The organism is Neptunicella sp. (assembly GCF_048268085.1).
Taxonomy (GTDB): domain Bacteria; phylum Pseudomonadota; class Gammaproteobacteria; order Enterobacterales; family Alteromonadaceae; genus Neptunicella.
Genome location: NZ_JBLWWF010000013.1, coordinates 58,592 through 71,314, shown reverse-complemented (window position 1 = coordinate 71,314; position 12,723 = coordinate 58,592). Strand labels below are relative to the sequence as shown.

At 45.4% G+C, this 12,723-nt stretch carries 11 protein-coding genes; 1 reads left to right on the top strand and 10 read right to left on the bottom strand.

The features are described 5' to 3' along the window. Nucleotides 1-9: 9 nt before the first annotated feature. The gene (locus tag ACTD55_RS11745; protein ID WP_438864520.1) at nucleotides 10-993 is read left to right on the top strand and encodes an acyltransferase family protein; all 984 of its coding nucleotides are present in this window, start codon (nucleotides 10-12) and stop codon (nucleotides 991-993) included. Here the strand turns inward: ACTD55_RS11745 and ACTD55_RS11740 are convergent. Genes ACTD55_RS11740 through ACTD55_RS11695 form a run of 10 tightly spaced genes read right to left on the bottom strand, consistent with a single transcriptional unit; the run spans nucleotide 990 to nucleotide 12,490 of the window. Then, a complete protein-coding gene (locus ACTD55_RS11740) occupies nucleotides 990-2,138 on the bottom strand; it encodes a hypothetical protein (protein ID WP_438864519.1) in 1,149 nt (382 codons plus the stop codon). The two genes, ACTD55_RS11745 and ACTD55_RS11740, sit on opposite strands and share 4 nt — an antisense overlap. Further along, a complete protein-coding gene (locus ACTD55_RS11735; RefSeq protein WP_438864518.1) occupies nucleotides 2,135-3,361 on the bottom strand; it encodes a glycosyltransferase in 1,227 nt (408 codons plus the stop codon). The genes ACTD55_RS11740 and ACTD55_RS11735 overlap by 4 nt, the downstream gene beginning before the upstream one ends. Continuing rightward, nucleotides 3,358-5,013, bottom strand: a complete 1,656-nt coding sequence (locus tag ACTD55_RS11730) for a hypothetical protein (protein WP_438864517.1) — start codon at nucleotides 5,011-5,013, stop codon at nucleotides 3,358-3,360. Before ACTD55_RS11730 ends, ACTD55_RS11735 begins: the two co-directional genes overlap by 4 nt. Next, nucleotides 5,006-5,848 carry a sulfotransferase family 2 domain-containing protein gene (locus ACTD55_RS11725; RefSeq protein ID WP_438864516.1) on the bottom strand — a complete coding sequence of 281 codons (843 nt, stop codon included), beginning with the start codon at nucleotides 5,846-5,848 and terminating at the stop codon, nucleotides 5,006-5,008. The genes ACTD55_RS11730 and ACTD55_RS11725 overlap by 8 nt, the downstream gene beginning before the upstream one ends. 23 nt (nucleotides 5,849-5,871) lie before the next feature. Then, nucleotides 5,872-6,609: a sulfotransferase family 2 domain-containing protein gene (locus tag ACTD55_RS11720; protein ID WP_438864515.1), complete on the bottom strand. Its 738-nt coding sequence runs from the start codon at nucleotides 6,607-6,609 to the stop codon at nucleotides 5,872-5,874. Next, complete coding sequence (locus ACTD55_RS11715; RefSeq protein WP_438864514.1) at nucleotides 6,606-8,138, bottom strand: oligosaccharide flippase family protein; 1,533 nt, start codon at nucleotides 8,136-8,138, stop codon at nucleotides 6,606-6,608. The genes ACTD55_RS11720 and ACTD55_RS11715 overlap by 4 nt, the downstream gene beginning before the upstream one ends. Then, on the bottom strand, nucleotides 8,135-9,451 hold the full coding sequence (locus tag ACTD55_RS11710) for an O-antigen ligase family protein (RefSeq protein ID WP_438864513.1): 1,317 nt from the start codon (nucleotides 9,449-9,451) through the stop codon (nucleotides 8,135-8,137). Before ACTD55_RS11710 ends, ACTD55_RS11715 begins: the two co-directional genes overlap by 4 nt. Next, on the bottom strand, nucleotides 9,451-10,590 hold the full coding sequence (locus ACTD55_RS11705; RefSeq protein ID WP_438864512.1) for a glycosyltransferase: 1,140 nt from the start codon (nucleotides 10,588-10,590) through the stop codon (nucleotides 9,451-9,453). Before ACTD55_RS11705 ends, ACTD55_RS11710 begins: the two co-directional genes overlap by 1 nt. Nucleotides 10,591-10,592: 2 nt before the next feature. After that, on the bottom strand, nucleotides 10,593-11,678 hold the full coding sequence (locus tag ACTD55_RS11700; protein WP_438864511.1) for a glycosyltransferase: 1,086 nt from the start codon (nucleotides 11,676-11,678) through the stop codon (nucleotides 10,593-10,595). A 23-nt stretch (nucleotides 11,679-11,701) separates the two neighbouring features. Beyond that, nucleotides 11,702-12,490: a WecB/TagA/CpsF family glycosyltransferase gene (locus tag ACTD55_RS11695; protein WP_438864510.1), complete on the bottom strand. Its 789-nt coding sequence runs from the start codon at nucleotides 12,488-12,490 to the stop codon at nucleotides 11,702-11,704. Nucleotides 12,491-12,723: the final 233 nt, after the last annotated feature.

Genomic DNA, 12,723 nt, shown 5'->3' with positions numbered 1-12,723 from the left:
GTATGAACCATGACCAATAGTACACAGCGAGTCGCTTGGCTGGATTTTGCCAAAGGTGTCGGTATTTGTCTGGTGGTGGTTTATCACACCAGTGAAGGCACGTTGAACAGCTTTGCCGATGTCTCGGGTAATATTACCTTGGTGGCTAACTATTTTAGAGCTTGGTTGATGCCGATGTTTTTTATGGTGTCGGGGATGCTCGTACGCCGTTCTATTCTGCAAGACGACAATGCCAAATTAGGTAATAAATTACTCGATTGGATATATCTTTATCTGGTCTGGAGCGTGATTATTTATTTGACCCGTTTATTGTCGAACAGTTTTACCAATACCCATATGCAGGCCAATGAAATACTGCATATTCTTTGGGATCCGGTACCGACTATCTGGTTTATCTATGCGCTGTTATTGTCTTTTGCCATTACGATTTGGGTACGACATCAGTCTGCCCCTTGGGTGGTGGGTATTGCATTGGCAGTTAATATGCTTAATAGCCTGTATTACGGATGGTTTGATGACTCTATTTTTCAGCGTTTAGCGTGGATCTACGTATTTTATGCGGTAGGTTTTTTCTATGCCGACTCGATTCGGGAGTTGTTGTTTGCTTCAAAAGAAAGCCGCTTATGGATCCTGATATTTATTTTAATGAGCCCCATTGTGGCTTTTGTTAAGCCTTATATCCCCGTCTATTTACTGGTATTTTTGTCGATGGTCACGGTACTGGCATTTCTTAAATTTTGTATCAGCATTACCGCACTGTTGCCGCGCTGGAAAATGACCCGGCTGATGGTGTATCTGGGTGGGATCAGTGTGTTTATTTATCTCACTCATTTCCCTTTCCCCGCTGCGACCAGAATGTTATTGCTTAAATTGGACATCTATTCACATGGATTAACCATGCTATGCGCAGTGCTATTTGCCGTAATTACCGGGCATGTGGCGAGCAAGTTAGCCCAGTACCGCCCGGTCAAATTTCTGTTTAAGCGCCCCTAGTCGCCAAGGCTTTGTTTGGTGGTTAAACAAAGCTGCGGCTTAACCCCGTTGTTAACTAAAACATGCTTCCAGGCTTGCTGTTGTGCAGTCTGACCGTAATGTTTAAGGGCTTGCGCCATCACCTCGCGGCGTGGAATGTAGTTAACTCGCGACAACTGCTGGGGCAGACCGGTTTTATCCACGATATGCACAAAGTGATGCTGCTGCGCTTTGTGTCGGGCAAATTTCGAATTGAAACAGATAAAGTTAGTGCCATAACTGGCGGCGTGATAAAACGTCCCCGACGAAATCATACTGTCATCCTCATGTGGCATGACGACATAGCGACAGTGTGCCAGTGTTTGATTTAATTCCTGCTCATCGACATATTCATTTGTCCAGTTAACCCACAAACCGCGACGTTGAATAATGCACTTTAACTGAGTGACATGCTCAGGTTCGGAGCAATAGCCCATAATGGTTAATGGGACTCCAAGCGGCCAATGCTCCAGTAATTCATCGAGGCGTTTATAGGGCTTAATCGTACCGAAAAACACATATTCCAATGGTGGCTGCTCGGCTTGAAACGGTATCGCTGTGCTAATGGCATCCTGTAATTGATGATCGCTGCGATATAGTGGATGAGGAACGATAGCCGTCGCAAAATCAGTTGGTTCCATACACACCACTTCACTGGCAAGGTGATGTAATAAAAAACAGTTGATACGGTGTGAAAGAGGGCGCGGAGTCTGCCTTTTCTGCATCGTATGCTGGCGCTGTATCGAGATTTTAGGCAATTGGGGTAGTTTGTTGACTAACGGCTTTTTTTCATCCGGGTTTTGTTCAGATGAGCTCGCCAGATTATGTGGTAGGTAATTATGCCTAACCCAGATCACACGCCGGCAAAACAGTCGCATTAACACAATACCTAACGTAGTACGGAGTAATTCGAGGCGTTGTTGTTTACTGGAAAAACTTTTGCGATAAGGTCGATCTTCAAACCAGTTCAGCACGACCGTGTTCTCCTGCCGTTTCAGCAGGTTGTTAAATCGATACAAGTGACGATAACTGAGTACCTCGTAACCAATATCCGTGAGTGTTTGTTTGGTTAAGTCAACGTATCGATTTACATGGTTGAAAGGAAAATAGTAAATACGTTCACTCATACTGAATCTCTCACCGTACCTTGTGCCTTGTCATTAATCATTTGTAGCATGAGTTCGGCATATTGTTCGGCTACATTGATCCAACTAAATTTTATCGCTTGTTTCTTCGCCTCAGTTTGCCAACCGAGTTGGGTTTTGAGTTTGAGCCCATGCTGGATCTTGTGCGCGTATATATCGATATCGGTAACATCACACAGTAAACCAGCCTGCCCGATGATACTGCGCCGCATCGCATCATCAGTAGCCACCACTGGCAAGCCACATGCCATGGCTTCAAGATAAACCCGTCCAAATGGTTCGTTGTTTGAGGCTAAGGTAAACAAGTCGCAACTACGGTATACCGCTGGCATTTGTTCAAACCCGAATGCGGCAAAACGAATTCGTTCTGAGGCTAAATAGCGATACGCCATTTGCTGGAAGTAGTGCCTGTCTGGCCCATCACCACAGATCAGTAAACTGTATTCTGGTAACTTGGCCATGGCCTGAATGGTTAGCTCAATCCGTTTGTGGTTAGATTTATCTAATGAACCAACACATACCACAATAGGCCCGGGTAAGCCGAGGTTGATTTTGTCCCCTTGCGGGCTAAAACGGGATAAATCCACGCCATTCGGAATGATACTGGCCGATTGATTGGGGCGTGATTGATGGACAATATCCAGCGTATCTTGATCAAAGACCACCATATGATCGGGTTGATAACCCAGATCCCGCTGCAAAATTTTACCGTCTGCCAGCCTGCCGGCTCGCTCTGTGTAAAGCACTGGGGTGCCGGTTAACGCCCGTACACGATTGGCCAGAACTAATCCGGCATAGCCATTGTTGGGGTATAACAAATCTACCGGATGGCGCATTAAATACCAAAAATAGGGTAAGAAACTGCTGAGTAACTCGATTAATATCTCTGGATTTTTAGCCAATGGTCTTAGCATGGGACCAATAATTGGGTGATGTAACCAAGGTTTTACCCGTCCCCGTGGTAATGCCGGGAGAATTTTAACAAAGTCGTTGGCATCGTTACCCATTGGCAAGGTTGATTTCGCACTGCATAACAGGGTGACCTGAAAATAGGGTTGTAAATGGCGTGCCAGTTCAAGGGCACTCAGTTGTGAGCCGCCATTGGAAGATACTCCAGCCTCTGGATGGATCAACGCCACCCGTGGACGTTGATCCCGTTGGGGCGATGATTTGGGTAAAATACTGGCCAGTAACGATGAAATCACGACTTGGCTCCCGTAAAGCGCACGTAGGAATAACGTTGCTGCTTGGCGGTCACACTCAGTTTTCCCTGTTCACGGCTCAGGCTCATGTCCGGTTGCCAATTCAGTAAAATGGGTCCGTCATAGGATAACGGGGGCTTTTTTAGATGGTTGATTGAGCGATCTTTCAGAGCTTCCAAGTCGCCAAGTAAGCGCTGGATAATCTTGTTTACTTTGTTAATTATCCGATGGGTGGATTGTTGTTTTTGTGTGCGAGCGGTTTTGACATACTCGCACAAATGGCTTTCCAGCAATGGATTTACCAGATAGTCATGGGACAATATTGCCCCGGTGATGTTTTTGCCTGCTGGTACGTGTAAGCGGGTTAAATCAACCGGTACCCAAGGATCTTCACCTAATAAGTAGCATTGTTTATTCTGGCCGTGCACTTTTAACAATATTTCCAATAAAAACATGCTGCTCGCCGGTGTATTTTCCTGCGGCAAACTGACGGCGGGTTCCATTAGCTGTACATCCGGAAAAAGACTGGTGTCAAAACCACTAAAACGAGCGGAACTATCCACTACCAGGAAAAAGCATTCCACCCCTAATTGGCAATGATGGTCATGCCATGCACTAAAGGTGCTGTGATCCATTTTAGTGTGATCAATCCAGCCAAATAACAAGGTATTGGCCTCTTGGGGATTATTGCCATGACTGCGGTTAGACAGGGGATTGAGAAACCATTTTTCTAGTCGTTGTGGTTCAATTTGTTGCAACATATTTTGCTGGCAGTTCATCAACTCCTGTTCATAGCGATAGATCAGGTCGGGTCTGTCCGAGTTTTTAATCAGCGACAAATGATTGTTGTAAATTGAGGCCAATCGCAAATGAATATCCTGACCCACATAGTTGGAATCATGCTGCCCCACTGCGGCAGCACTTGTGTCCTGTTGGGTAAATAATCCGGGATCGGCAATTTCCTGTTGTTTAAATTCGCGATTATGTTCTTTTAAATAACGACGAATTGGATAACTACGCTGGATAATGTTTTTACCTTGGCCCACATAACAAAGGTAAGTGACTTCGGGATGATTGACCAAGGTGGTTAGAATCGCATCCAGTTCATCCCACTGACGGGGTAAAAAATGCTCGTCATAACCCCATTGCATGTAATGTTCGCGTTTTAATGCGATACGTCCACAAGTACCATCGCCATAGTCGCCCTGAAACTGGTGCAAAATACATTGGTAATGGTGTTGACGGAACACATCAATAATATGGCGACCTGCGTGCTTACCGGTAAAATTATCACCGTCCAGGCTGGCGTATATTTTACCTTTTATATAGGGTTTGAAGGCATTCTTGGCTTTGCCAAAATGCCAGTCGGCTAATCCATCTAAGTGGTAAAACCGCAAGTAACCACTGGCTAACTCATCGGCGAAATTCAGTTCAATCCATTGGCGTACATTGGGTCTTAATGGATGTTCGTTTTGTTCATCAATAGCGGGATAATAAAAGTCGTCAAAGCAGATTAAGATAAATTCAATCTGTGCTTCATCCGCGCGGTTGTCATCCAAATTCTGGCGCAGTGTTGCTTGTATATCGTCGAAACGATTCTTAATAGGAATGCAAAATGATAATTCGGGGCGTCTGTCACTACAGGTATTATTCATCTGCTACCACTCCTTTATTAGTGTGATTAAAAATAGACTGCATACCGCTGTTATCGAAGGTATAGCCGAGTAACGCGATGTCGCGAGAGTAAACTTGAGCAACGATGTTGCGGGTTTCATCGTCGTAATAGGCTTGATAATCTCCGTGCCGACTTTTATTGCTGTCCGGTAACCTGACCTGTTTGCCTAAACGTTTGGCAATATAGTCAAAGTCGTTTTGCAGGTTTTCAAAGTGGCCGATAAAATCCAGACTAACTTTGCCGGAACTATCCAGTAAAAAATCCGATTGTGGCTTAAAGTGATACCATTTCTGGATGTTCTGGGCGTTTAACCAGCCATGGACAAAGCTTTTAAAGTGCGGGTAATCAGCCAAATTGTGCTGGAAAAAGTCGCGATCTTGCTGATTAGCTCCGCCTTTTTGTAAAAAGTGATAGGCTGATACCAATCGGTCCCACGGGTTACGCACTATGCTGAACTTGAAATAGGACAATACTAATTTGGGTTCAAAAATGCGTAGATATTGATCCAGGGTTTTATGCCCGCCCGCCAGATTACCGTACAGGGCGTGGTTCACTGAAATGCCAGCACATTTAGGAATATGGACAAAAATCGATTGGGTTTTGTCAAAAGGATGCAGAGAATTCGCATCAGCATCGCAATTGGTTCGCTGACGTAAATATTGAGATTGCGTGTGATTACCTTGGCGTAATAAGCGGTTAGCATTCCAGCGTAACTCTAAAAAAAGTCGGCGCGGCAGAAACGAAAATAACCGATATTTTAGCTGGGTCACGCCTTGGCTATTTCGCACACTGGAATTAGGGATATTAACTGTCATTGTGTCCTCATCTTGTCAGTTGTTTAGCAACTAATTGCGGATTCATATAATTCAAAATCCTGACTAAATAACGCTTCAATTTTGATTCGTTGCGCGGCGGATGGTTGATATTGACCTTTGTTACTGGTCTGGTTACTGCGCTGGGAATGCTGCAACCTTTTCGGTAATCCACAATCTTCGAATACTTGATTAATCGCCGGTAACAGGCTTTCCAGCCGATAAATACGGGTCAGTAAAACAGTGCCATCGTAGTCAGTAACATCCCGCCACATGGAATTGGTGTGGGTGGAAAAATGGCTTCCCAGTGGGGAATAAATCGAATCGGCATACTGGGCTTTGGCCACATAATCCAAAAAGTGATCGAAGGCCCCGGCAGTGCTGTAATGTAGTTTGCGAGTCTTAAGGGTTTTCTGTGCTGCGCTTTTAATTAAGGATTTCAGACTGCCGCTGTGCCAGTACAAGTAGTAAAACATGCTGATACAGCGGGAGACCGGCTCACGGGCAAACGCGAAGGACAACATATTGTCCCATTCCCTTTTATAAAGCACTTCTTTGGCAAACAGACTGCGTTTGAATTGATATTCGCCGAGCAACATTCGGTAGTTGTTTAGAATGTCATTATGCTGGTCAGCGGGTGACTGAATAAAATTAGCCGGCCAATGGGTGCGGTCCACTTCAGGATAGTAAGGTTGCAATAAATGACGGGTTGAAATGCCTGCTGACTTCTTAATATGTAGCCAGAAAAAAGAGTCATAGCTCATGGTAATACCTGCTTTTCTTGATTGTCAGAGACTCCTGATGAAAGACGATTTTCGTGTGGTGGATGACTTACACTATTGTTTAACAAGCCTTTAATTAACGAAAAACTGTGAGGATAGAGCAGCCCTAGCAATGCCAAATAGGTTGTGATTCCGATCAACAGGGTGATCGAAAATGCCACAATGGGATGGAAAATCTGGGCTCTGTGCAGTATTTGCCAGCATTGGTCCGCGGAGAACATCATCCCGGCAGAGCATAAAACAATACGCAGTTGACCCAAGCCAATGGCAATAAAGTTAATTGTCAGCAATCGGGATAATGAATAGGACTTGATTAGCGCATCGAAACAGGCATGCACGCAAAGGGCCAGCACCGCTGCATAGGCGCCATATTTCGCACCGGCAAGGGATATAATAGTGAAAAACACACACAGATTGATGAACTCTTTGCCTAAACCCAACTTGGCTTTACCGTAAGCTGAAAGGGTTTTTGAGACATACAACATGCAGAATTTAAGCCCGAAAATAAGGCTAAGGCATTGAAAAATAACGATGGAATCATGCCATTTAGCCCCGAATATCATGGGGATAAAAACCGGCGCTAAAGCGCTACCGAGCAAGAATATCGGACTAAAGATGGCCGATGTTGCTAAGGTGATCTGCATAAAAAATGTGGCAACATCTTGTTGATTATTGACTTTGTTAGCCAGGACCGGCAACGCATAGCTGTTAAGGCTATTAGTTGTGGCCGTTAACGGTAAGCGCACCAACCGGTTGGCAAAGCCAAAGTAGCCTAATACAGTGGCATTACTGACCAACCCCAAAACGATGATGGTACCGCGGGTTAGCATGCTCCAAAAACTGGCTTTCAGTCCGATGGGGATCCCTTCTCGTACTATGCGATTAAAGGCTTTAAGGCTGATTGGTGCAGTTAAATAACCGTGACTGACACTAAGCAGTAGCAGTAAGGAAAACGCCTCGATAAACACCGCCTGACTGATTAACGCCCACTCTCCTCCCCCTTGGATGGCCACGATAATCCCCACAGTTGTGCCCATTAAGCGGGCGACCAATGTGCGAATCGACAGCAACTTGAACTGGCGTAATTTACGGCACATCGCTACCATCGGGCGACATAACATTGAGAAAATTAACTTGATAAAACAGAAACCCATTAGCAGGATGAAGGGGTAATTGAGTAAATATGCAATTGATAATGCAGTGACGCTGGTGATTAAGCTGATTAAGCCGCCAATCCAGAACGTTGAACTGATATCGGTATGGCGTAAATTAGGGCGACGCACTAGCGGATCTTCAATGGTACTGCCATAGATGATGCCAAAGGATTCCACCACCGCAATACAGAAAATACCGATACCAAATTGTTCTGGGGTTAAAAAATAGGCATAGGTCAGAAAGGAAAAAACTGAGAACAGAACATTCCCGTAATTACCGGAAAAAATCCATATCAGATTGATTAACTTATGATTATGCCGTTTTAATCCTAAAGCGGGTTGGCCACTATTGGTCATGAGCGGCCTCCTTGCACTTGATCAAACTGAGCATGGTGAACATTGTCAATTTGGATGCTATTGGCTGACAAGTTTGCTGAAACAGCACTCTGATGACAGGCGATAAAAGAGATCAGCGCAAAAATAAACATGTCGTAACTGTTGTGGTTAATAATGATAAAAGCCACATAATTGACCACCACTTGTAACAGAATAATTGGGATTAGAACGGCGTAGAAATCGCCTAATGGATCACGGATATATTTGTTGGCTAAATCCACCAGGGTTTTCGCAAAAATCAGAAACACCAGGGTCAGGCAGATAATGCCGCCATTGAGCAACGCTTCGTAATAGCCGCTATGGGCGTTACCAATATAGCCCCAGCTATCCACAAAACCGTCTACCGCATCGCTAGCCCAAAAAGCGCCAAAACCGTATCCCCACCATTTCTCTTGTTCAACATAGGTGTCCATTAATTGCCAGATAATCACCCGGTTGGTCAGAGTGGGATCTCGGCCTAATAATTCCAGCAGGTATTCGTACAAGTAGTTAACCGCGACGGCACCGACCACCAACATCATACACACCAGTAATATCCGGTTCAGGTTGCGGCGGGCGTGATGACTGCGAATAAAACGTAAAATGCTGATAAGGCCAATGCCACCAACAGTCATGACCAAGGCGGTGGCAGATTGAGATAATAAAACACACATCGATAGTGCGAATAACGCCAATTTATCCAGATGGCGACGATATAGGCCCAATCCAAACAAGATTAAAATGGCGTAGGAATATAAGCGTGCGCCAGTATTTTTATCCGCCATAATGCCCAGGAAAGCATTGCCGCGGATGTCGCTATCATTGATTGAGGCAGCAGCAGGATCGATTAAATAATACAGCAGTCCCAACCCGGCAGCGATGCTGATGGCACGAGCGATAAGGCTGAGCAGTGATACAGGCTCAAAAAACTCAACTAAACAGTACGCCACCACCAGTAATGTACTAAAGGCGATAACACGACGAAAACTAATTGCCGGTGCATAAGACCAAGACACCGAAATCAAGAAATACAGTACCAGCACCACCCAGAACATATTACGCTTAAGCCCGCTCATTAAGCGCTGTGGTGATTGACGAGAGAGCAAATACAAGCCGCTTAAAAGTAACAGAATACCCACTGCTTGTTTAATACTGCTGCCAGCGGCGTTGTAAGCAAACGCATGTCCTTGTTTGCCTCCGGTTACTAACTGGTTGATAAAGTTAATAAAACCCAGGTAATACAGTACGGCTAACAGCAAATAAAGTCGTTTGGTACGCTCAATGGTTAATTGCATCAACCGGCTCCTTGTACACAATGGCTCAGCAATTTTTGCCGATAAATACGTGATGCCAATGGGGTATGAAAACCTTGCACTGATGCAATAATGTCCTGCCTGATTTGCGCTGAGCAGGATTGGTTTAACTGGGAGTGGATGGCGTGGCTTAATGCCGCAACATCCAAATAGGCCACCAAGCAGCCAGCAAAACAGTTTGATTGATGTGGCTTAAGTATTTCCCGCGGGCCGTGAGGACAATCAAACGCCACTACTGGGGTACCCACTGACATGGCCTCGACTAAACCGTTCGGGCTACCTTCAAAACGAGAAGATAAAACAAATAAATCGGCTTGTTTGATCTCGGCCAGCGGGTTATCGATATAGCCGGCTAAATCGACCCTGCTGGTTAAATTCATGGCGCGGATCTGCGTTTCAAGAGCACTTCGTAGTTCGCCTTCACCAAAAATGACCAAGCGGCAATTAGCTTGATGCGGCATATCTGCAAAAGCTTGTAGTAGTAAATCAAAGCCTTTTTGATGATTCAGTCTGCCGACGGCCACCACCACTTTACCGTTTTTATTCTGTAGCCAAGGATGTTGTGCCGGTTGGCAGGATGCGTGCAGACTTTGTTCGCTAATGACCGGATTTGGTGCGGTGATCACATCCTGTTCGCGTACCACGCTACAGGCAATTAAATCATCAGCCACACCTCGGGATACCGCAATGACCGGATTGGTTAAACAGCGGTAGATCCACGGTGCGAGCCAATAGACGCTGCGCATGACCACACTGGTATTCATTTTTCGATCTTGCGAAAACGTATTGCGTTCGCTAACGGTTAATCGATTGCTTATCCCTAAACTCCAACAAACCAATGCAGTAATGACATTAATATGGGTGAGTACCGCGAGAATCGCGTCAGGACGGTTCTGAGATAAATATTTGCGCAATGGTGTAAATGCCTGCAAAGTGCGCTGGCAACCCAGTTCGACCAGTTTTACCTCGGCACTGACCAAGGCTTTATTAATGCCACCGGCACCAATGAGTACCAGCTCAACCTCATCCTGTTCGACAGCCAATTGATTGGCCAGTCGCACCATCATTTTTTCAGCTCCACCACCGCGCAGGTCATGTAAGATGATCGCTATTCTTGCCATGGTTAGAATTGACTCATATACGCCAGCGCCACATTCTGGTATTGAAAATCTTTGACGCTGTGGGAGATGGATTTACCGCAAATGGATTGATAGTTAACAATCGCGTTAGCCATCGCTTCCACATCCATATAGGGCACCAATAAACCATTCTCACCATGTTGAATTAATTCGGCTGGGCCAGTGGGACAATCAAAGGCAATAACCGGTGTGTTCAGATACATGGCTTCAATTAACGCCGTGGGCATACCTTCATGGCGAGAGGATAAAATAAAGGCGACTGCGCCATTAATAATGTAATAAGGATTGTCGGTAAAACCGGTAAAGATTACCGATTCGGCCACCCCCTGTTGGGCGGCCAGGGCTTTTAACTGAGCTAAATCCTCACCTATGCCAACAATCACTAAACCGGGCAAATTAGGCTGTTCACGCAACGCCAGTGCGTAGGCACGGATTAACAGATCAAAGCCTTTTTGTTCAACTAAGCGGCCCACTGCACAAAAGTAGCGGCTTAGTTGAAAATTATCGGTATTGTGTGCGGCCAGTTGCTGGACTTTATCGCTCACTACCGCATTGGGAATAAACTGTACTGAGCTTTTTCCCATGCGAATGACACTATTTAACTCACCCTGCAAATGCCGAGATACGGCGACAATGGATTGATTACTCAGGCTATACAAATTGTATAAGGCTTTTATCATCCAGGGAGCCAGCTTCTGGTTGCTAACATTAAGCGCACAGTGCCGTGTATAGATGACCTTAAGTTGGGGAAATTTTAATGAACAACATAATGCCAGCATGTTGGCTGTTTCGGTGGCGGCTATTAACACGTTGATTTTGCTATGTTGAATATGACCAAACAGGTTTTTTAGCCGCATTCTAAAGTTGGAGCCGGGGGGAGGGCAGACGGCATCAAATTCGCTACACAGTTTTTTGTATCCTGCGTACTTGTCACCGGAAACATTGCAGACGTAAAACGATGAACGTACACCTTGTTCGGCCAGTGCGGTCGCTAGATTCTTATGGACTCGCTCGACTCCACCAGAAAGTGAAAACCATTTATGTAAAAATAGTACGTTGTACGGTTCCATACTGTTGTTCTCCATAGGTTGTATCAACGTAATTGATGGCGATAGCGGTGTTTAAGCACACAAAATACGGCGTGAGGATTCGTGGTCAGGTAACGCCACAGTAATTTTCTCGGTTCGGTAATGGCACGATGCAGCCATTCAAGTCCCCATTGCTGTAACAGCTGCGGGGCACGTTTGTAATCACCGGTAACAAAGTTAAAACAGCCACCACAGGTGATGATCACCGGTACCTGCAAGTGCGCCTTTTGACGCAAGGCAAATAGTTGTTCCTTGGGCTTGCCTAACCCCACCCACAGGACATCCGGCCGAGTTTCATTAATTTGCTTAACCAGTTGTTGTTCTTCCTGTTCAGAGAAATAACCATGATGGGCCCCGGCAACTGAAAAATTGGCGTATTGGCGCTGTAAAATGGTGGCGCATTTATCGACGGTTTGCTGATTACCGCCAAGTAAATAATGGCGTAGCGGTGTTCGACTTAATTGCGGAATATCATGGATCATATCAGTGGTGGCACTGCGCTCTGGAATGGGATGCTGGCTGAAATATTTGGATAGCGTGACCACACTTTGTCCGTCGGCATGCAGCAAGTCAGCCTGATTTAACATTTTGCCCATGGCTTTATTGCTATTAGCGATAGAAATGCTGTGACCATTGGTTGAAAAAATCAGTAACGGTTCTACCCGTTTGCTTTCGACTTTGGCAAATCGCGCATTGGATGCTTGCTCCGCTATCAGACGCACAAGTTGTACTCGTGTCACACAGGCTGTGCGCAATCCGCCAACGTGAGTAAAGACAACATCTGCTAATTTCATTGTAATGCTTACTCCTGAATGGCTCATGTGTTCCGATAGGAACAACTCCTGTAATCAGTGCTAACGCAACTTCTGTGCCGCGTTGCAGAGCTGCGTTGAAAATAGCCAGAGGTAATGCATGTTATTATCGGGGTATTGGCAATGATGATCCGATTTAACCCCATTGTTGACGCGGTGTGTAACGGTTTGAGCTATTGATTCAAGGTTGACAGGAATAAGTTCTCCACCCAAAG